At 62.9% G+C, this 20,331-nt stretch carries 20 protein-coding genes, 1 tRNA gene and 2 riboswitches; of the genes, 14 read left to right on the top strand and 7 right to left on the bottom strand.

Features of this window, described 5'->3' with window-relative positions; genetic code table 11:
• Window positions 1-125: 125 nt before the first annotated feature.
• The 6 genes from HGI47_RS10890 to HGI47_RS10865 all read right to left on the bottom strand — a co-directional run bounded on the left by HGI47_RS10890 (window position 126) and on the right by HGI47_RS10865 (window position 6,635).
• On the bottom strand, window positions 126-1,412 hold the full coding sequence (locus HGI47_RS10890) for a PepSY-associated TM helix domain-containing protein (RefSeq protein ID WP_168852790.1): 1,287 nt from the start codon (window positions 1,410-1,412) through the stop codon (window positions 126-128).
• Window positions 1,409-1,987, bottom strand: a complete 579-nt coding sequence (locus HGI47_RS10885; RefSeq protein WP_168852789.1) for a hypothetical protein — start codon at window positions 1,985-1,987, stop codon at window positions 1,409-1,411. Before HGI47_RS10885 ends, HGI47_RS10890 begins: the two co-directional genes overlap by 4 nt.
• Window positions 1,987-4,086, bottom strand: a complete 2,100-nt coding sequence (locus HGI47_RS10880; protein ID WP_168852788.1) for a TonB-dependent siderophore receptor — start codon at window positions 4,084-4,086, stop codon at window positions 1,987-1,989. Before HGI47_RS10880 ends, HGI47_RS10885 begins: the two co-directional genes overlap by 1 nt.
• 91 nt (window positions 4,087-4,177) lie before the next feature.
• Window positions 4,178-5,467, bottom strand: a complete 1,290-nt coding sequence (locus HGI47_RS10875; RefSeq protein WP_240950129.1) for a cobyrinate a,c-diamide synthase — start codon at window positions 5,465-5,467, stop codon at window positions 4,178-4,180.
• Window positions 5,464-6,066, bottom strand: a complete 603-nt coding sequence (gene cobO / locus HGI47_RS10870; RefSeq protein WP_168852787.1) for a cob(I)yrinic acid a,c-diamide adenosyltransferase — start codon at window positions 6,064-6,066, stop codon at window positions 5,464-5,466. Before cobO ends, HGI47_RS10875 begins: the two co-directional genes overlap by 4 nt.
• The gene (locus tag HGI47_RS10865; protein WP_168852786.1) at window positions 6,063-6,635 is read right to left on the bottom strand and encodes a hypothetical protein; all 573 of its coding nucleotides are present in this window, start codon (window positions 6,633-6,635) and stop codon (window positions 6,063-6,065) included. Before HGI47_RS10865 ends, cobO begins: the two co-directional genes overlap by 4 nt.
• 236 nt (window positions 6,636-6,871) lie before the next feature.
• Window positions 6,872-7,072: riboswitch (cobalamin riboswitch) on the bottom strand.
• A 58-nt stretch (window positions 7,073-7,130) separates the two neighbouring features.
• A riboswitch (cobalamin riboswitch) is annotated at window positions 7,131-7,323 on the top strand.
• Window positions 7,324-7,533: 210 nt separating this feature from the next.
• Here HGI47_RS10865 and HGI47_RS10860 point away from each other — a divergent pair.
• The 10 genes from HGI47_RS10860 to ribB are packed head-to-tail and all read left to right on the top strand — an operon-like array spanning window position 7,534 to window position 17,383.
• A complete protein-coding gene (locus tag HGI47_RS10860; protein WP_168852785.1) occupies window positions 7,534-9,483 on the top strand; it encodes a TonB-dependent siderophore receptor in 1,950 nt (649 codons plus the stop codon).
• Window positions 9,483-9,890, top strand: a complete 408-nt coding sequence (locus HGI47_RS10855) for a DUF1636 domain-containing protein (protein WP_168852784.1) — start codon at window positions 9,483-9,485, stop codon at window positions 9,888-9,890. The genes HGI47_RS10860 and HGI47_RS10855 overlap by 1 nt, the downstream gene beginning before the upstream one ends.
• Window positions 9,887-10,903, top strand: coding sequence for a nicotinate-nucleotide--dimethylbenzimidazole phosphoribosyltransferase (cobT, locus tag HGI47_RS10850; protein ID WP_168852783.1), 1,017 nt, complete (start codon window positions 9,887-9,889; stop codon window positions 10,901-10,903). The genes HGI47_RS10855 and cobT overlap by 4 nt, the downstream gene beginning before the upstream one ends.
• Window positions 10,900-11,478 (top strand): histidine phosphatase family protein, encoded by a 579-nt coding sequence (locus tag HGI47_RS10845; RefSeq protein WP_168852782.1) that lies wholly within the window; start codon window positions 10,900-10,902, stop codon window positions 11,476-11,478. The genes cobT and HGI47_RS10845 overlap by 4 nt, the downstream gene beginning before the upstream one ends.
• Window positions 11,475-12,185: an adenosylcobinamide-GDP ribazoletransferase gene (gene cobS, locus HGI47_RS10840; protein WP_168852781.1), complete on the top strand. Its 711-nt coding sequence runs from the start codon at window positions 11,475-11,477 to the stop codon at window positions 12,183-12,185. The genes HGI47_RS10845 and cobS overlap by 4 nt, the downstream gene beginning before the upstream one ends.
• Window positions 12,182-13,171, top strand: coding sequence for a threonine-phosphate decarboxylase (locus HGI47_RS10835; RefSeq protein WP_370521689.1), 990 nt, complete (start codon window positions 12,182-12,184; stop codon window positions 13,169-13,171). Before cobS ends, HGI47_RS10835 begins: the two co-directional genes overlap by 4 nt.
• Window positions 13,164-14,096, top strand: a complete 933-nt coding sequence (gene cbiB / locus HGI47_RS10830; protein ID WP_168852779.1) for an adenosylcobinamide-phosphate synthase CbiB — start codon at window positions 13,164-13,166, stop codon at window positions 14,094-14,096. The genes HGI47_RS10835 and cbiB overlap by 8 nt, the downstream gene beginning before the upstream one ends.
• Complete coding sequence (locus HGI47_RS10825; RefSeq protein ID WP_168852778.1) at window positions 14,084-15,544, top strand: cobyric acid synthase; 1,461 nt, start codon at window positions 14,084-14,086, stop codon at window positions 15,542-15,544. The genes cbiB and HGI47_RS10825 overlap by 13 nt, the downstream gene beginning before the upstream one ends.
• Window positions 15,541-16,065 (top strand): bifunctional adenosylcobinamide kinase/adenosylcobinamide-phosphate guanylyltransferase, encoded by a 525-nt coding sequence (gene cobU, locus HGI47_RS10820; protein WP_168852777.1) that lies wholly within the window; start codon window positions 15,541-15,543, stop codon window positions 16,063-16,065. Before HGI47_RS10825 ends, cobU begins: the two co-directional genes overlap by 4 nt.
• Window positions 16,066-16,108: 43 nt before the next feature.
• Window positions 16,109-17,383: a 3,4-dihydroxy-2-butanone-4-phosphate synthase gene (ribB, locus tag HGI47_RS10815; RefSeq protein ID WP_168852776.1), complete on the top strand. Its 1,275-nt coding sequence runs from the start codon at window positions 16,109-16,111 to the stop codon at window positions 17,381-17,383.
• A gap of 129 nt (window positions 17,384-17,512) precedes the next feature.
• On the opposite strand, the gene HGI47_RS10810 is transcribed toward ribB, so the two are convergent.
• Window positions 17,513-17,603: transfer RNA gene (locus tag HGI47_RS10810), tRNA-Ser, on the bottom strand.
• Between the two features lie 77 nt (window positions 17,604-17,680).
• Here HGI47_RS10810 and HGI47_RS10805 point away from each other — a divergent pair.
• From HGI47_RS10805 to HGI47_RS10795, 4 genes are all read left to right on the top strand, one after another.
• The gene (locus HGI47_RS10805; protein ID WP_240950128.1) at window positions 17,681-18,463 is read left to right on the top strand and encodes a peptidylprolyl isomerase; all 783 of its coding nucleotides are present in this window, start codon (window positions 17,681-17,683) and stop codon (window positions 18,461-18,463) included.
• Complete coding sequence (locus HGI47_RS22665) at window positions 18,447-18,761, top strand: hypothetical protein (protein WP_240950127.1); 315 nt, start codon at window positions 18,447-18,449, stop codon at window positions 18,759-18,761. Before HGI47_RS10805 ends, HGI47_RS22665 begins: the two co-directional genes overlap by 17 nt.
• Window positions 18,758-19,078, top strand: coding sequence for a DUF1905 domain-containing protein (locus HGI47_RS10800; protein WP_168852775.1), 321 nt, complete (start codon window positions 18,758-18,760; stop codon window positions 19,076-19,078). Before HGI47_RS22665 ends, HGI47_RS10800 begins: the two co-directional genes overlap by 4 nt.
• A gap of 171 nt (window positions 19,079-19,249) precedes the next feature.
• Window positions 19,250-20,284: an oxidoreductase gene (locus HGI47_RS10795; RefSeq protein WP_168852774.1), complete on the top strand. Its 1,035-nt coding sequence runs from the start codon at window positions 19,250-19,252 to the stop codon at window positions 20,282-20,284.
• Window positions 20,285-20,331: the final 47 nt, after the last annotated feature.

The following is a 20,331-nucleotide window of genomic DNA, read 5'->3' as shown; positions in this document are numbered from 1 at the left end:
ATCCGTTCTCGCAAGAGTTGGCCGCCCCCTGCGTAACGAACTGAAGGCGCGTAACGAAACTAGAGGTGCCGTGCCAACGCATAGATCGGAGCGCGGTTCCCACGATATTTACACCGCTGTCGGCATCATCGTGTGGCGGACTGCCGGCGTACCGCCACCACGGCAATCACTTCGGCCATGACAATCAACGACCAGAAAACGATGGCAAAGGGCGCCTCGTTGCCAAAAACGATCCGCGCAACAAAGGTCATGACCAGTGCCACAGGCGTTCCGATGACCACACCATGCCACAGCGCGCGCAAAGTCGGCTCATCGATACCCCGCCGCCGCCGCTTGCCCAGCCAGATGTAAGTGCCGGTCGCACAGATCGCCGTCAGCGCTGCTCCCAGCACAAAATAGGCCAGCTTCACAGGCAGCCCGCCAAAAGTGCCGAAGTGCATCTGATAGGCCGAAGCCGCCGCCTGCTGCCCCAGCTTCCCATCGGCAAGACCAACCGTTTCATGAAAGCGGCCTTCGGAATCAAAGCCGTAATACTCCCCGAAAATCAGTCTGCGCTCGTGTTCACCTACGATCTGGACATGCTGGCCTCGCGTCATCGGATCATGCAATGTCGCATATGTGATCGACACATCGGGATAATGCCGCGCCATATAGGCGAGAGCTGCCGCAACATCGGGCGCTGGTGCAGGTGCAGCGTCAGGCTTGCCTTCCCCGCCAAAGACCGGCGCGTACACCGCTTCGACGTCGCCATCATAACTGCTGCTGGCAATGGCATAGGCGGTGACCGTGGCCAGGCCGATCATCGCCCCGGTCAGCGCGATGGCGACCGAGAACGGCAGCGTCCATACGCTGAGCCGGTTGTGCCAGTCGGCAAGGCCGACGCCGCTATCGTTACGCGCGCGCAGGCGGAACGCATCGCGGAAAATCCGGGGATGCGCGATAACACCGCTAAGCGCCAGGGTCAGCAGCATCACGCCCAGAATGCCAACAATCGTGATGCCCACAATAGCTGGCAGGTTCAGCGTATAATGCAGTGCGACAAGAAAATCGGACCATGCGATTTCCTCTGGCTCGGCAATCGCGCCAGTGCTGTCGAGATGGAAGGCCTGCGTATCGGTGGTGATCGTGGCGCGTGGCAGGTCTGCGGTTGGCAGATGAACGTAGAGATGCGTGGTACGCGGCTTGCCGTTCTCGCTCGCCAGCACGGCTTCCACACCGCGCTGCACCGCATCGGGCGCGATGGCCGCCATTTCGGGCGCACCGGGCTGTTCGATCCGTTGCAGTTCTTCATAGAACACCGCAACCGTGCCCGTGAGCGACACGATATAGAGGAGAGCGCCTGCCAGAAGGCCAATCGCCGCATGGGCCGACAGCGCCTTTTTGACAGTCCCGGATTCGATCACACGGCTCACATCACGCTCCCGCTGATCAGTGCCGGAATTGCTGCGAAGTTAGGTATCGCGATCATCGCCAACTGGCGCTTGCGGCGGTCCGTCATCATCAGCACAAAGGCGAGGATCGCCCATGCCAGTGGCACCGCGAAGAAGGCCAGAACATTGGCATCGGCCTCATCGGCTCCGGCAAACAATGCCACCCAGCGCGTCATGACGCCCAGAGCGATGGCAGCAGCAAGCCCGCCGATGATGACGATGCAAAACGTCGTCACGCGCCGCAAGACCTGCCGGGGCTCGCCTGGCTCTGGCACCATGCCCGCTCGCCGGTTCGATGCCTTGCCCCGCGCCGATGGATCACCCCATGCAGCGGCGGCCAGCAGCGCCAGCGCGGCGCCCATTGCCCATAGAGAAACGACGGTCGCGCCCCATGCCCCGGCAGAGGCCCATCCGGCAATCAACGCCCCAACCAACATCGCCCAACCTATCGCGTTGAGCAATGTCGACCGTTGGGCCGCACCCCACGAAAGACGCAAGGTGCCCACGCCGGAAAGACCGACGGCGGCACCCACTGCCAGCAGGGCGCTACCCGACATCAGAAGCGATAGCTCACGGTGCCCATCACGTTGCGTTCACTGCCCATGAAGCAGTCGCCACGCGCAAGGCAGGCGGAATAATAGCTTTTGCCGAACAGGTTGGTGGCATTCACGGTAAAGGCCCAGTCGCGCCATGAAAGTTCGACCAATGCGTCCACCAGCGTAAACGCCGGTGTGCGAACGCCATCGGGGAACGCGGCACCGAACGAACGCTGGCTGCCAACATGGCGAACACCGCCGCCCAGCAACAGCGAGGCTTCATCGCTCAGCGCAAAACCTTTTGTCGTCCACAACGAAGCGTTGAACTTGGGCACGTTGTCAATCTGGCGGCCTGTGCCATCAGCCTCGGCTTCGTTGTAGCTGGCGTTGGCAATCAGGCTCAATTGCCCCGGAAGTGTTGCCCGGCCTTCGAACTCGACGCCTTTCGATGTCAGCGCGCCGATCTGCACCTGATCGAATGGATCGGCAGTGCTGTCGTCCGAAACCGGGCGATTGCTTTCGCGGATGTGGTAGCCCGTGACGGTGACCAGCACGGCATCTGCCGGATGGAACTTGACCCCGGCTTCAAACTGGCGGCCAGACTTGGGAATAAAGGCGCTGCCATCGCTGGCAGTGCCAGCAATCGGCTCGAAGCTTTCAGTATAGCTGAAGAACGGCGAAATGCCCTGTGCCAGTTCCCCGATGATCCCTGCACGGAAGGTCGTTGCGGAATTGCGCCGCCATGCCCCGCCAAAGCTTTTTGATCGGGTCCAATCGCGCCGCGCTCCTAGCACCACGGATACGCGGTCATGGAAACGGATCTGGTCTTGCAGATAGATGCCCGTCTGCTCCTGATCGACATCTTCGGCAATGTAGGTCGGCGTCGGAAGCCCGCCGCCGTAGTTTGACAAGGCAGCATAATCGATATCGTAGATATCGAACGTTTCGTAGGCAAAGCCGCCGGTCTTGTGAACGGAGTTGGCTGCGTAATCGATACCCGTCAGCACCGTGTGACGGACGGAAGAACCCGTGTTGAAATCAAGCTGCAGGTTGTTGTCGGTAGAGAAAATCTCCATCCGCGCGATGCTGCCATCGACATACAGCCCCATGATCCGCTGATCGGCATCAAGGAAGGGGTTGGTCGGATTGCTGTAATTGTCGGGGTAGTGCGTGAAATAGGTCAGATCGCTGTCGATATAGCGTGCCTTCAGATTGATGCGGGCATTCTCGTCAAACCGATGTTCCAGCAGCGCCGTGCCTTGCAGCAGGCGGCCATCGTATCGATCCCAGCCCGGCTTGCCCACGAACAGGCTGTTGGCCAGCTTGCCATTGGGATTGGGCAGAATCGTGCCGACGAGCGGCAGGAACTGCGCCGTGGAACCGCCGTCGTCCTCCTGATACAGGCCGATCAGCGTGAACGTCGTGTCGGACGAAGGCTTGAACGTGATCGAGGGTGAAACCATCACGCGATCGTCGGGCACGTAATCCGTCTGCGTATTCGCATCGCGAACCCGCGCCACAACGCGCGCCGCCACACCGTCGGCCAGCGGGCCCGTAAGGTCCAACAGGGCTTCCTTGCGGTCGAAGGAGCCATAGCGCAGCGAAACTTCGCCGCGCGTCTCGAACTCAGGCCGCTTTGACACAAGGTTCATGATGCCGCCCAGCGCGCCCTGCCCGAACAGCACCGAAGCGGGACCGCGCACCAGTTCGACCTGATCAAAATTGTATGGATCGGCGCGGATGCTGGCGTAATAGCTGAAGATATCGCGCATCCCGTCGCGAAACTGAAGGGCATTGATCCCGCGCACGAAAGCGCCGTCCACGCGGCTATCGGGGCCATAGGGATTGGCCGTGACGCCTGAAACGTAGTTCAGCGTATCGCCAATGCTCACCGCACCCTGCGCCAGAAACACGCTATCATCAATCACCGTGATGGGCTGCGGAATCTGGACAATAGGCGTGTCGGTCTTGGTCGAAGTGGTCGCTGCGCTTTTCGCCCCGGTAACGACTATGGTGCGTGCGTCTGCGCCGGTTTCCGCATCAGCTTCTGCTTCTGCCGAATGTGCGGAAATCGGAACGAGCGCCGTGGCGCAGAGAATGGAAACAATGAGACGACGCATGTTTTTCCCCGAAGAGCGAATCTTGCATCCTCGCTATTGCGAGTCGGTTGCATTTGCAAGAGGGTTATAAAACTCTTCGGAATCAGCAGCATCATCCTCCGGTTAAAATTGACGCAACTGCTGATGGTGCCGATGGGAAATAGCCGTGGAAATAGCTGGCCCACAGCGATCCCAGACGGAACATGGCTTCGCCGGGCCTTCCCTCAGGCGTTTGCGCGCGCACATGCGGAGCGAGCGTGGTTTCAAGCCGGGAATAGTGGAACGTGTGGCCACGCAGCGCGCCATTCGGCAAATCGATCGCCTGCGGTCCCAGCGCTGCCAAGCGTGGTTGAAGTGTCGCCGCTCCCGGCATCAGCCCCAGCATTGGTGCGCGATGCCCCTTCCCGTCATCAATCTGATCAAGGCAATAGAGCATACCGCCGCATTCAGCGAGAATGGTCTTGCCTGCGGCATGATGGGCGCGAATGCTTTGTGCCATCGCGTGGTTCGCAGAAAGACGGTCAAGATGTAGTTCGGGGTAACCGCCCGGCAGCCACAGGGCATCGCATTCCGGCAGCGAAAAATCGGCCAGCGGCGAAAAGAACGTGATCTGCGCCCCCATCGCCTCAAGACAGCCGATATTGGCACGATAGATAAAGGCAAAGGCCGCGTCGCGCGCCACGGCGATGCGCCGTCCGGCAAGATTTTGCCCGAAATCCGGCCCCTCGCAATCCGCGAAGGGAACCGGATCGGGCAACCACAATGCGACATCCGAAAGGTTGCTGGCAGCGCGGTCGATCCGCGCGTCCAGATCATCGATCTCGCCTGCCTGCACCAGCCCCAGGTGCCGCTCTGGCAGCGCCGCCTGTTCATCAGGCGGCAGCGTCCCCAGCCAGTGCAGGCCGGGCGGCAGGCTTTCGGCCAGCATTTCGGCATGACGTTCGCTGCGCACCCGGTTGCCCAGCGCCGCCACCACGCGGATATCGGACCGGTAGCTGGCAAGGCCATGCGCCAAGGCCCCGAAAGACTGCGCCATCGCGCTGCCATCGATCACCGCCAGCACCGGTAACCCGAACCGCGCCGCAAGATCGGCGGCGGAGGGCTTGCCATCGAACAGGCCCATCACCCCTTCCACAAGGATGATGTCCGCGTCCTGTGCCGCTTCGCGCAGAAGCCTGCGGCATTGCGCCTCGCCGCACATGAACAGGTCAAGCTGATGGACCGGCGCGCCGCTGGCCCGCTCCAGTATCATCGGATCAAGGAAATCCGGCCCGCACTTGAACACCCGCACCCGCCGCCCTGCCTGCCGGTGACGGCGGGCAAGCGCCGCGGTAACGGTGGTCTTTCCCTGTCCCGAAGCCGGCGCGCTGACCATCAGCGCCGGACAGGCTGCCGCGTTCAACGGTCGATCCCTTCCTGCGCGCGCACACCATCGCGAAAGGCGTGCTTCACGTCGCGGATCGCGCTGACCGTATCCGCCGCAGCAATCAGCGCATCGTCGGCAGCGCGGCCAGTGATGACAACATGCTGCATTTCGGGACGTGCCTCTATCGCGGGCATGATCTCGTCCAACCCAAGGTATCGGTAGGTCACGAGATAGGTAAGTTCATCCAGCACCACGAGGCTGATGCCGGGATCGGAGAGAGCCGCTTTCGCCTTCTCCCAACCCGCGCGGGCGGCGGCTATGTCTCGGCTGCGGTCCTGGGTTTCCCAGGTGAAGCCTTCGCCACACTTTTCCCAGATGACATCTGGGTGGGCCGAGAAGAAAGCCCGTTCACCGATGTTTTCAGCACCCTTGATAAACTGGAACACGGCTGCCTTGCGGCCATAGCCGAGCGTGCGTGCCACCATGCCGAAGGCGCTGGAGGACTTGCCTTTGCCATTGCCGGTAAGCACCAGCAGCAAGCCCTTGTCGCGCTTGGCGGCCGCGATTTTGGCATCGACCACCGCCTTGTGCTTGCGCGCCCGTTCGCGATGGGCCGTTTCATCCACGCTGGTCACTTGCGATTGCCTGCGCGCAGTTGCGGGCGAGCGACCGAGAGCAGTGCAACGATGCCCGCCGCAGCACCCGTCCACAGCAGCGTGGCATAGAGCGTCGTAGGGAAGTAGCGTGCAAGGCGCGGCATGAAGCCTGCCAGGGTGGGATCAGAGAAGCGCCCGCCGAGGAAATAGAAACCGCCGCTGGAGAAGAGTTGCGAAACCAGCGTGGCAGCCGTGACAAGCACCGCTATTGCCGGTAGAGCAGAAGCGCGTTCACCCAGATTTTCCGCACCGAAACGGCCCGCAAGCCACATCGTGCCATAGGCGGGGACCAGCATCCAGTAGGCTGGGGTAAAGCAGAAATCGGACTGGCCGAACCAGCCGATTACGATCACATCAATCGCGTAACCTAGCAGGAAGAGGCCGCCAAAGGCGACGGCGCGGCGAACAAGGAAGCCGAGGACGAAGAAGCTGGCAAGGCTGGTATCGGGCAAGTGGACGACATTGCTGAGCGAATGGGTGCGGGTAATAAGCATGACGAGGGCGAGCGCGCCGAACACGGCGAGATCGAAACGGGCATTACGGACCATCTGGCGGCCTCCTGAATGTGAGAGATGCCTGAGCGTGGGAAAAATCTGGGCGCGGGAGATGAATGCGGCGCAGCATCGGGCAATCCCGACGCAGGCGAGCCGCTGACGCGCCGCAGCGAGCAGCGCGGATGAACGGTGTCAGGTGCTGATCATCACAGGCTCCCTTCGGCAACAACGCACACATGTGTCGTCCGCGAAGGATCAGCCTTCGTCCGCCCGGTGCATCCCGCCCGCGCAGAGAAACGACGATAACAGGCCGGTTTCCTGACTTCCCGGATCATCGCGCTTGCGCCGCCTTCTCAGGACGAATCCCAATGGCATCGTGGCGAAGCGCTCACCGGTTACAGTTGCGGGAGCAGTGCCGGATTAAGCGGTTTTCACCGCCGCCCGGACTTCCCGATTAAGCCCTTTCGGGCACCCGTTACACAGGCCCTGATATGCCAAGCCTTTGAAGGGCGCAAGCATTCGCACTTGCAGCACGCGAAAAGCGCCGCTACCTGCAGCGCCGCGACAGGTTCCCCGAAAGGGGATCAAAAGGGAACGGAGTGTAAAACCCCGGCTGCCCCTGCAACTGTAAGCGGCGAGCCGACCGGCCATTCACGCCATTGGGACTTCACCGTCCTGAGAAGGCGGCCGGACCGGCCTTGACCCGTGAGCCAGGAGACCTGCCTGACGCAGTCGTTCTTCGTTCGGGCAGGGTGCACCGGACGTTCGAGGTTCCCTCCCTCCAAAGGGTGGGACAATCCCTCGCGCAACGACAGCCACTGCCTGCCGGGAAGCCCCGTGCGGGAAGCGATGCTTTGAACTGCGCCTGTTGCGGGCGCAGACAATGGCACGCGCTTCCTTCGCCGGACGGAGCGGCAGGTCCATGCCGTTCGTATAAGAGGGGAGCCGCATCATGCGCTTTGCCCAATACCCTGTCGTATCCGCAACCACCTTAGCGTCCATTCTCGCCCTGATTGCATCGCCTGCGCTTGCCGAAGAGCCAGTGCCCGGCGAAGCGCCAGATACCTCTATCGTGGTTACCGCCCTGCGCGGCCCGGTGGAGCAATCCCGCGTTTCGGCCACTGTTACCGTGCTGGATGAAGTGGCCATTCGCCAATTGCAGCCGATTGCGCTGACCGATCTGCTGCTGCGCACCCCCGGCATCAGCCTGACCCGCAATGGCGGCTTCGGCACGGCAACCTCCATGCGCATTCGCGGTGCGGATTCATCGCAGACGGTCATGGTGATCGATGGCGTGCGCATTTCCGACCCTTCGGCCACGGGGGGCGGCTATTCGTTCTCCAACCTGCTGATCGACGATATCGAAAGGGTGGAAATCCTTCGCGGGCCGCAATCGATCCTGTGGGGCAGCGATGCCATCGGTGGCGTGGTCAACGTGCTGACGCGGCGCGCCGAAAAGCCGCTGGAAGGCAGCATGGCGGTAGAGGCCGGCACCCACGAAACGGTCAACGCACAGGCCGGTATCGGCGGCACGGGATCGCTGCTGGACTGGCGCGTTGCCGGTTCGACCTTCACCACGCAGGGCATTTCGGCACGCAGCAACGGCACCGAGCCTGACGGCTATCAGCGCACCGCCGCCAGCGGCACCGCCACGCTGAAACTGACCCCCGACCTGTCAGTCGATCTGCGCGGCTACTGGGCCGATGCCCGCAACGATTTTGACGGCACGTCCGGGGATTCGCAGGCCTATGGCCTGACCACCGAATGGACCGGCTATGTGGGTGTCAACCTCGCCCTGCTTGATGGCCGGTTCAGCAATCGCCTTGCCGTGTTGCAAACCGAAACCGACCGCGAGAATTACGATCCGGCACGGTCCATCCGCCCGCTGAACTTCGATGCGCATGGCCGCGTGCGCCGCTTCGAATATCAGGGATCGTTCGACATTGCCGACGCGGTGCAACTGGTGCTCGGCGCAGAGCGCGAAGAACAGCGCATGACCACTGCATCGCCCGGCAACAACACCAATGCTTATACGCTGGTGCCGCAGTCAGCCGACACCAACAGCATCTATGCCCAGTTGCGCGTAACCCCGCTGGCGGGCCTGACCATCGATGGCGGCGTGCGCCATGACGACCAATCGCGCTTTGGCGGCAGCACGGTGTTCAGCGCGGGCGCGGTCTATACGCCGAATGCGGGCCGCACGGTGTTGCGCGCCAGCTATGACGAAGGGTTCAAGGCCCCGTCGCTATACCAGCTTTTCAGCATCTATGGATCTGCGGCATTGCAGCCTGAAAATGCCAAGGGCTGGTCCGTGGGGGCAGAGCAAACGCTGGGCGACGGGCTGCACGCTTCTGCCACATGGTTCGAACGCGATACCGACAATCTGATCGACTTCGCTTATTGCCCCACCAGCGGCACCCTACCTGCGGCCTGCTTCATCCCCGGCACGACGACGAGCCGCTTCGGCTATTACGCCAACGTGCGCAAGGCCCATGCAAAGGGGCTGGAACTGGCAGCGCAAGCGCAAGTGGGCGTGCTTTTCGCATCGGGTAACTATAGCTGGATCGCAGCAGAGGATCGTTCGCCCGGTAGCGCCGATCTGGGACGGCAGCTTGCCCGTGTACCGCGCCACCTTGCCAATATCGAAGGCGGGGTCGATCTACCGCAAGGCCTGCGCGCCAGCGCGGCAGCCCGCTATGCCGGACGGACATTTGACCGCGCAGGTGGTGCCACAGTTCTGCCCGATTACTGGCTGGTGGACCTTCGCGCGCAATGGCGCGTGGCCGATGGGCTGACGTTCAACGGCCGCGTGGAGAACATTGCCGACAAGCGTTACGAAACGGCAGGCGGATACGGAGCGCTGGGCCGCACGGTCTATATCGGCCTGCGGAGCCGGTTCTAATGCTGCGGCAGGTGGAACCGGGACCGGCGGTGGTGGTCTGTTCCACCTGCCGCCTGTCCGCCGAACAGCGCGAAGACGATCAGGGGCGGCGCGGCGGCGCGCTGCTGGCCGATGCCCTACGCGCGGTGCAGCAAGCAGAACCAGCGCTGGCGGGCGTGGAGGTGCAGGACATGGCCTGCCTCTTTGCGTGTCAGCGCCACTGCGCAGTGCATATACGCGCGCGCGGCAAGATCGGCTATGTCCTCGGCGGGTTTGCCCCCGCCGAGGATCAGGCGCGGGCAATCCTTGAATATGCCACGCGCCATGCGCAAAGCGCCGAAGGCGTGGTGCCTTATGGCGAATGGCCGCAAGGGGTGAAAGGCCACTTCATCACCCGCACCCCGCCCGAAGGGTTCGTCGTTCCATGATTCGGTTCGACGATGAACGCACATTCGCGCAGGCTCTGGACGCTTTGCCTCAGTCGGATAAAACGGCGATTGCCGCTGCGTCAGAGCGGCAGGAAGTGCTGACCAAGCCAGCCGGATCGCTGGGGCGGCTGGAAGACATCGCACTGTTCATGGCGGGCTGGCAGGGCACCGCCCTTCCCGCTTTGCACAAGGTGTGCGTGGCGGTTTTTGCCGGAAACCACGGCGTTGCGGCGCGGGGCGTAAGCGCCTTTCCGACCGAAGTGACCGCACAGATGGTCGGCAATTTTCGCGCAGGCGGTGCGGCTATAAACCAGCTTGCCGCGGCCTGCGGAGCAGATCTGACAGTGGTTGCGCTCGACTTGAACAGGCCGACCGGCGATATCGCGCACAAACCGGCGATGACCGCCGACGAATGCCTTGCCGCACTGAATGCCGGGGCCGCCGTCGTCACACCCGATACCGATCTGTTGCTGGTGGGCGAAATGGGAATTGGCAACACCACCCCTGCCGCCGCGCTGTGCCTACAGGCCTTTGGCGGCAGCGCTGAAGGCTGGTGCGGGCGCGGCAGCGGGGTGGATCTAGACGGTGTTGCGCGAAAAATCGCGGCGGTGGAAAGCGCTATCGCGGTGCATGGACCGCATTGCACCACCCCGTTCGAAACCTTGCGCCGCCTTGGCGGGCGCGAGATTGCGGCGATGGCGGGGGCGATCATGGCAGCGCGGATGCTGCGGATTCCAGTCCTGCTGGACGGCTTCATTTGCTGCGCAGCAATTGCACCACTGGTTGCGGCAGAACCGGGATTTTCCGAGCATTGCCTTGCTGGGCACTGCTCTGCCGAACAGGCCCACGCGTACCTGCTGAACCAGTTCGGACTGGAGCCATTGCTGCGCTTAGAGATGCGGCTGGGTGAAGGATCGGGCGCAGCGATGGCAGTGCCGCTCGTCCGCGCGGCACTGGCCACGCACAATGGCATGGCGACTTTTGCCGAAGCGGCCGTGGCGGGCAGCCTGTGAGCGCAAGGACCGTTCATTTGCTGCGGCATGGACCGCCCCGCCGCACCGGACTGATGCTGGGTCAAACGGACGAGCCGCCGTGCGATCCAACCGGCGGTTTGCGCGATGCGGTGCCAGAGGGGCTAGCGATCAGGCGAGTGGTGAGTTCCGATCTGCTGCGCGCCTTGGCCGGTGCGGAAGTTCTCGCAGCAATGCGCGGGGTGCCCCTTGCCATCGACCCAAGATGGCGCGAGCTTGATTTCGGAGCGTGGGACGGGCTTTCGGCAGATACTGTTCCGAGCGATGATCTGGCGCGGTTCTGGGACGATCCCGATGCTTCCCCGCCGCCCGATGGGGAGCGCTGGTCGGCCCTGTGCCGGCGCGTTGGCGCGGCGCTGGGCGCTCTGGACGATGGCACGCTTGTGGTGACGCACGCTGGCGCGATGCGGGCGGCAGTGGCCGTGCTGACCGGCCTCGATCACCGTGCTGTCTGGGCGTTCGACCTGCCATATGGGGCATTGCTGTCGCTGAAGGTCTGGCCCGGCGCGGCTGCTACCGGCCAGATCGTTGGCTTGCGCGCAGGACTGCTGGGATGAAGCCGTTGCTTCTCGCATTGCAGTTCATGACGCGCCTGCCGCTGCCCGTGATTGCGGTGAGCGCGGAGGATTACGGCAAGGCTATCCGGTGGTTTCCGGTGGTTGGATGCGTGGTTGGGGTCGGGGTGTGGGCAGCCGCGCTGGTCGGGGCGATGCGCGATCCGGCGCTGGGCGCATTGCTGGGACTGGCGGCATGGGTTGGCCTTACCGGCGCGCTACACCTTGATGGGTTGGGCGACATGGCCGATGCTGCAGGCGCGGCTCATGCGGATCGTTCGCGTGTTTCGGCAGTGCTGGCCGATCCCCATATCGGCAGCTTCGGCATGGTCGCCATCACACTGCAACTGCTGGCGAAGTTCGTTTTGCTGCAATGTTTGCTGGCGGGCGCGAATGCGGCATGGCTGGTGCTGGCGCCAGTTCTGGCGCGGGTCGGCCCTCTGGCATGGACGCTGCTTTTGCCGCCGCTGCATGACGGCTTTGGCACGATGTTCCGCAAGGGCGCGAACTGGCCGGTGCTGGCGTGCTGGCTGATGGCGTGGAGTGGCGTGGCTTTACTGTTCAGCCCGATGCTGATCATCGCGGTGGTGGCGCTGCCATTGTGGGCACTGTGGCTGCGCAAGCGGATCGGCGGGATATCAGGCGATGGGCACGGCGCGGGCATCGAACTGGTCGAAACGGCGGGTTTGATCGTGCTGGTCCTAGTATGATGAACAACGGCTTCAGCTATCATGGTGGCCGTCTGGCCGAGGCCTGCGAACGCTATGGTGGCCAGGCAGCCGACTGGATGGATCTTTCGACTGGGATCAATCCGCGCGGCTGGCAGCCACCAACCGCGCTGGAAGTTGACTGGCGCGCGCTACCCGACCCTCTGGCAATATCACAACTGGAACGAGCGGCAGCGGGATACTTCGGGTGCGATCCTGCACTGTGCACTGCGGTGCCGGGCAGCGAGACGGGCTTTCGCCAGATCGCGCGAGCGCTAAACCTACCCGGCCTGCACCAACCGCTGTCCTATGGCACCTATCGCAGGGCTTTCCACCATGCTCAGGCGATTCCCGATCTGTCCGCCCTTCCCCGGCGCGCCACTGTTCTGGTGATCGGCAATCCAAACAACCCCGATGGCAGTGTGTCATCGCACGCGGAACTGCTCGCGCTGCTCGACTATCAGGAACGGCACGGCGGCTGGCTGATCGTGGATGAGGCCTTTGCCGATTGCGATCCCGGCTGGAGCATTGCCAACTCAGTTGCGGTAGGGCGACGATTGATAGTGCTGCGGTCGTTCGGCAAGTTCTTTGGCCTTGCGGGCTTGCGACTGGGCTTCACCATCGCGCCGCCAGAAGTGCTTTGCGGCTTGCGCGCAGGCCTTGGCGATTGGCCCGTTCATACTGCTGCGCTGGCTTTCGGCACAGCGGCCTATGACGACCCCGGCTGGATCGCGCAGACGCGGAAGAGCCTTGTACGCCACGCGGCAGCACTCGACGCAGTGCTGCTGCGCCACGGCCTTCCCGTAACGGGCGATTGCCCGCTGTTCCGGCTGGTCACCACGCTGGATGCGGCCCGCCTTTTCGGACGGTTGGCCCAGCGCCAGATCCTGACCCGACCCTTCGTGGAGTATGCCGACCTTCTGCGCATCGGCCTGCCACCAGACGATGCGGGGCTGGCGCGGCTGGACGCGGTGTTGGCCGATGGCTGATCCGGTGGCGCTGGCCGCGATGGCAATCGATGCTGCGCTTGGCTGGCCTGTGCGGCTTTACGCGGTGGTGGGACATCCGGTTGGCGCGTTCGCGCGGCTGATCGCCCTTTGCGACCGACACTGGAACAGAACTGATCGCAGCCGCCTCGCACGCAAGGCCTGGGGTGTGGTGATAGTTCTGGCGCTTGTGACGGTCTCAGGGTGTAGCGGGCTGCTGCTGACGCTTGCTGCCCAAACGCTGGGCAGCGCCGAATGGCTGATCATTGCGCTGCTGGCATGGCCCGCATTGGCGCAGCGCAGTCTGGACCAGCATGTCGTGCCGGTGATCAGAGCGCTTCGGGCCGATGATATCGAGACGGCAAGAACTGCTGTCGGGATGATCGTAGGGCGCGATACCGCAGCGATGAATCAAGCTGCTGTTTCACGCGCGGCCATCGAAAGCCTTGCGGAAAGCTTCTGCGATGGCGTGGTTGCCCCGCTGTTCTGGCTGCTGATGGCAGGCCTTCCGGGCATCTGGATAGTCAAAGCCGTGAACACCGCTGATAGCCTGATCGGCCATAAGGAAGAACCCTATCGCGATTTCGGCTGGGCCGCTGCACGGCTGGACGACGTGCTGAATTTCGCGCCTGCAAGGATTTCCGCGATGTTGATCTGCCTGGGCGGAGCGGGCGGGTGGACAATCTGCTGGCGCTATCGCAACGCACATGCTTCGCCCAACGCAGGCTGGCCCGAAGCGGCAATGGCCGGTGTGCTGAATGTCCGTCTCGCAGGCCCAACCAGCTACGACGGAGAGATCATGGACAAACCGTGGATTGGCGAAGGCGGTGAGGCGAGCCTGGAAGCGCTGATACGGGCAAGGCGCGTCTATCACCGCGCCTGCGCGCTGTGCTGGGTAATTGCAGGAGGGATTGCATGGCTGGCCTGATGTTACAGGGAACCGGATCGGATGTGGGCAAGTCTGTGCTGGTCGCTGGCCTGTGCCGCGCACTGTCCAACCGGGGCCTGCGCGTTTTGCCATTCAAGCCCCAGAACATGTCAAACAATGCCGCCGTGACCATCGATGGCGGCGAGATTGGCCGCGCACAAGCGCTTCAGGCCCTTGCCGCGCGTGTCGAACCGCATACCGACATGAACCCGGTGCTGCTCAAACCCCAGGCCGACCATACATCGCAACTGATCGTGCATGGGCAGGTGCGCGGCACGCTGGGCGCAGCGAACTTTCGCGAAGGCAGACGCACGCTGCTGCCCGAAGTGCTGGAAAGCTGGCAACGTCTGCAAAGCCGGTGCGATATCGTGATGGTCGAAGGTGCAGGCTCTCCGGCAGAGATAAACCTGCGCGCGGGCGATATTGCCAACATGGGCTTTGCCCGCGCTGCCGATGTGCCGGTGGTGCTGGTTGGCGATATCGACCGCGGCGGGGTGATCGCATCGCTGGTGGGAACGCGAACGGTTATCGACTCTACCGATGCGGCGATGGTGCACGGCTTCATCGTCAACAAGTTTCGCGGCGATCCGGCGCTGTTCGAGGATGGCTATGGCGCGATTGAGCAGCTTTCGGGCTGGCGCGGGTTCGGCCTTGTGCCGTGGCTGCCGTGCATCGCCACATTGCCCAGCGAGGATGCGGTTATACTTGAACGCAGGCCCCAACGTGCCACTTCCCGTAAGCTGATCGCCTGCCCGATGCTGCCGCGCATCGCCAACTTCGACGATCTTGATCCGCTGCGGCAGGAACCGGATGTCGAACTGGCGATGATCCCGCCAGGGTCAGTGATCCCGGCAGAGGCCGACCTGATCATTCTGCCCGGCACGAAAGCCACTATCGCTGACCTGGCCTTCGTGCGCCAGCAGGGTTGGGACATCGACATCCTTGCGCATCACCGGCGCGGCGGGATGATTCTGGGGCTTTGCGGCGGCTATCAGATGCTGGGCCGGACAATTGCCGATCCGCTTGGCATCGAAGGCCCTGCAGGCAAGATCAACGGCCTTGGCCTGCTAAACGTGACGACCGAACTGACGCCGCGCAAGGCCCTGCTGCGCGTTTCCGGACAAGCGTTGGGTGCGGCGTTCGCTGGTTTCGAAATGCATATGGGCGAAACCAGCGGGCCAGATACGGCCCGTCCCTTCGCCATGCTGGAAGGCCAACGCCGGGATGGCGCGATCAGCGCCGATGGGCGCGTCATGGGCACATATTGCCACGGGCTGTTTGAGCGCCCCGACCTGCGCAAGGCCCTACTGACCCGCATCGGTGTGCAAAGTTCAGGGCAAGATCATGGCGCGCTGGTCGATGCCGCACTGAACGATCTGGCCAGTGCGCTTGAACAGCATCTTGATATCGATGGTCTTTTGGCGCTGACGCAAGGAACATTGCGATGACCAGCCTGCTGGTGCTTGGCGGTGCGCGGTCGGGCAAAAGCCGCTATGCGCAAAGCCGTATCGAAGCGCACGAAGGCCGCCTTGCCTATATTGCCACCGCAGAAGCAGGCGATGCGGAAATGGCCAACCGTATCGCCAGGCACCAGCAAGACAGAGGCCCGCGCTGGCACACCATAGAAGCCCCGATCACCCTGCCCTGCGCTATCGACGAGGCGCCCGCCACAGCCGACGCGATCCTTGTGGATTGCCTCACCCTATGGCTATCAAACCTGATGCTTGGCGATCACGATCTGACCAATGCCAGCAACGCCCTGCTGCGCTCAATCCGCAAATGCCGCATTCCCATTGCGCTGATCGCCAATGAAGTGGGTTTGAGCATCGTGCCTGAAAACGCTTTAGCGCGCCGCTTTCGCGACGAAGCGGGCCGGCTCAACCAGAAGCTAGCCAGTGCCGCGGACGAAGTGGTGTTTGTCGCTGCCGGATTGCCGCTGCAGCTAAAACAAATCAACACTCAAATGTGATACCCATTGACGCTCGCCACAGCAATGTGCAACACAACGCGCTATGGCACAGGACATTGTAGCGCGTGCGCGCAAGCTCATCGAAGATCGGGTCATTTCACGGGCCGCCCTCGCCCGCGCGGCCGGGTTGCATCCCAACACCTTGCGTGATGCGCTACTGCCCGACTGGAATCCCACGGTTGATACCCTGACCAAGCTGGAACGGGCAATGGACGATAGCGAGGATGACGAGTTCGAACTCGCTTCGGTAGAAGAGATCATCGCAGAAGTGCGCAATGGCCGCATGGTCATTCTGGTGGATGACGAAGACCGCGAAAACGAGGGCGACCTGCTGATCCCGGCGCAGATGGCCACGCCCGAATCGATCAACTTCATGGCCACCCACGGACGCGGACTGATCTGCCTGTGTCTCACCGCAGACCGCTGCAACCAGCTTGGCCTTGAACTGATGAGCCGCAACAATGGCACGCGCCACGGCACGGCCTTCACAGTATCCATCGAAGCGCGCGAAGGCGTGGACACCGGCATCTCGGCGGCAGACCGCGCCCGCACCGTTGCGGTTGCGGTGGACGCCACCAAGACGCGCGACGATATCGTCACGCCCGGCCACGTCTTCCCGCTGATCGCGCGCGATGGCGGCGTGCTGGTGCGCGCCGGACACACCGAAGCGGCCGTCGATCTCCCTCGCCTAGCCGGCCTCAATCCATCCGGCGTAATCTGCGAGATCATGAACGACGACGGCACGATGGCGCGCCTCAACGATCTGATCCCATTTGCGCGCAAGCACGGGCTGAAGATCGGCACGATCCGCGATCTGATCGAATACCGTCGCCGCAACGATCATCTAGTCGAATGCGTCAATCAGGCACCGTTCCACACCGATTACGGCGGCGACTGGACGCTCAAGACCTATCGCAACAAGATTGATGGCTCCGCGCATCTCGTCCTGCAAAAAGGTGCCATCGTTCCGGGCCAGCCGACGCTGGTGCGTATGCACTCGATCTCGGTCCTGTCCGACGTGCTGGGCCAGCCCGGTCCGCGCAAGCGCATTCTGCAACGCGCAATGGGAGAAATGGGCGAAGCGGGCGCGGGCGTGATCGTGCTGTTGATGCCAACCGATCCCGAACAGCTCATCCGCGAAGTTGGCGGCACAGCCGGGCATGATATGGAACTGCGCAGCTATGGCATCGGTGCGCAGATTCTTGCCGATCTTGGGATCCACGACATGGTGCTGCTGACCAATTCGCGCCACAACCTCGTGGCGCTGGAAGGCTATGGCCTGAACATCACCGGAGAACGGGCCATCCCTGCTATCTGATGCACCCAGCTTGAAAATTGTTGCGACGGGCCGGCATCGAACCGGCCCGTTTTTTGCCCGCAATCCGTGCAATGACCTGCGACCGGCGCAGCAAGTCAGTCGAATTGTCGGGACATGTTGAAAGGTGTTTGGCGGAGCGGGAGGGATTCGAACCCTCGATACGCTTTTGGCGTATACTCACTTTCCAGGCGAGCGCCTTCGACCACTCGGCCACCGCTCCGCATCTTGCTCTGGAAGTGGCCCCCTAGCCGCACAAGATCGCTTTCGCAAGGCGTCGGTTCCTGTAATGATGAAGATATGTCGCTGCTTGCCCTGCTTGCCGCTCTTGCGGCCTCGTCCGAACCTGTCAGTGCGCCCGAAAAGGCGCTTGCCCCGGCTGAAATCGTGGCTGCCGCGCCTGCTGCAGATTGGATTACGATTGCCCCGTCAGACCTGCTGGTGATGGACCTTGCGCCCGATGCGCAAGGCAAGGCGCGCCGCGTGGTGATCCAGCTTCTGCCCGCGCCCTTTTCCCAAAGGTGGGTCGGCAATATCCGCAAGCTCGCCGCCGCGCATTGGTGGGATGGCACCTCGATCAACCGCGCGCAGGACAATTACGTGGTGCAGTGGGGCGATCCCGATGGCGAGGACAAGGTGAAGGCCAAGGCTTTGCCGGAGGGGTTGGTGGTAGTGCCGCAGGGCCAATATGCGTATAGTGATATTCAGCTATATGGCACCTTAGAAGCCACCCAGAATATCCTACGTGGAATACAGCAAAAGATCGCCATATCTTCAGCAAAAGCTGCAAAGGAAACGGCTGACGAGGCATCTGGCATCCACATAGAAGATGGCCGACGAGTAGGTCGACACGATTGGTTTTATGAAGACGTGTATTCCGATATGGTGAGTTTTTTCGCCGGATGGCCCATAGGAAGTCATCGCCTATCTGACGAGCCGTCTGATCGACCAGACAAGCCGGATACGTACACACACTGGCCCATCCACTGCTACGGCACCATCGGCGTGGGCCGCAACGAGCCGCCAGACACCGGCACCGGCGCAGAACTCTATGCCGTCATCGGGCATGCCGCGCCAGCTTGATCGCAACATTGCTGTCGTCGGCCGGGTGATCGAGGGGATGGAGCATCTGTCCACCCTGCCGCGCGGCACCGGCGATCTGGGCTTTTACAAGACCGCGCCCGAACGCACGCCGATCCGCGCCATCCGCAACGGCCCTGATGTGCCCGATCTGCCCGCGTTCGAATATCTCGGCACCGAAAGCGCAAGCTTCGCCCGCTACAGCGATGCCCGCGCCAATCGCCGCGATGCCTTCTATATCCAGCCCGCAGGCGGCGTGGACATCTGCAACGTGCCCGTGCCCATCCGTCGCCGCAAATGAGCGACACCGCCTATGACCTGACGGCCACGCTCTGGCGCTGGTCCGGCGGCCCCAAAGCGACCGACTGGTTCTTCGTCACCATTGATGGCGAAGCGGGCGAGGCGCTTTCCGCGACCGCACTGATGCACCGTCTGGAAACCGGGCGACGTTCTGGCTGGGGATCGGTGAAGCTGGGCGTGCAGGTGGGCGAAACCGCATGGCGCACCTCGGCCTTTCCGTCGAAGGAACAGGGCTGGATCGTCCCGATCAAGGCCGCTGTGCGCAAAACCGAGGGGCTGATTGAAGGTGAAGCTTTTGCGCTGACGTTGACATTCTAAGCGGACCACGCGGATCGCAAATACGACAGCGTTGGAAGCCCTCCCCGCTGCGACTAACGCTTGGCAAGCCAAGCGCAAGTCTCGCTCCCCTCCCTTGAGGGAGGCGTTGGGGGTGGGTGTACTGCACTTGAGGCGCTGCGATATAATATCGCTGAACCAAAGGACCACAACTTGCCCCACAACGTCGCGCTTATTGGCTACGGCTACGCCGGAAAGACCTTCCACGCCCCTCTGATCATGGCCGAACCCGGCTTACGCCTTGCCGCTGTCGTCTCCCGAGACGCCACGAAGGTCCATGCAGACCTGCCCGGAATGCGGGTGGAGCCAGACATCGCTTCCGTGCTGGCCGACCCGGCGATAGACCTGATCGTCATCGCCACCCCGAACGACAGCCACGCTCCCCTCGCCCACGCCGCGATTGATGCGGTCAAGGCGCTGGTGGTCGACAAGCCCCTGGCGCTTACCCTTGCCGAAGCACGCCAGATCGCCGCCCACGCAGGTGAGCGCGGCACGCTGCTCAGCGTGTTTCATAACCGCCGCTGGGATGGCGATTTCCTCACCATCCAGCAGGCCGTCGCAACCGGGATGATCGGCAAGGTCGCCCATTTCGAAAGCCACTTCGACCGCTTCCGCCCCACGGTGCGCAATCGCTGGCGCGAGAACCCCTGCCCCGGCAGCGGCGTCTGGGCCGATCTTGGACCGCACCTTGTCGATCAGGCGCTGTGCCTGTTCGGCCTGCCGACGGGCGTCATGGCCAGCCTCGGCGCGTTGCGCGAAGGTGCGCAGACCGATGACTGGGCGCATATCGTGCTGGAATACCCGACCCTCCGCTGTGTGCTCCACGCCGGAATGCTGGTGGCAGGCGGCTCCCCTCGCTTCGTGGTGCACGGTAGTGAAGGCAGTCTGATCAAGCACGGCCTTGATCCGCAGGAAGGCCAGTTGATCGAAGGCCTGCGCCCCGGTGCGATGGATTGGGGCAAGGAGCCTGCCCCCCTCACCCGCTACGACGCACAAGGCACCGCCCACTGCCTTGATGTGCTTCCCGGCGATTACCCGCGCTTCTATGCCGGAATTGCAGCCGCGCTCAAAGGCACGCCGCTCGACGTCACGCCAGAGCAGTCGCTCGCCGTGATGGCCGTGGTCGGAGCTGCGGCAGAGGCCGCACGCAGCGGCTTGGCCCAGCCGGTCCCACCATTCCGGTTGTAAATCGGCTGTCCTACAGGCCCGGCGGCAAGGCAGTCTCTGCGCCGCTC

The sequence above is a fragment of the Novosphingobium sp. ERN07 genome (assembly GCF_012641335.1).
Classification (GTDB): Bacteria; Pseudomonadota; Alphaproteobacteria; order Sphingomonadales; family Sphingomonadaceae; genus Novosphingobium.
The sequence above is the reverse complement of the archived record's forward strand: the minus strand, read 5'-3'. Positions and strand labels throughout refer to the sequence as shown.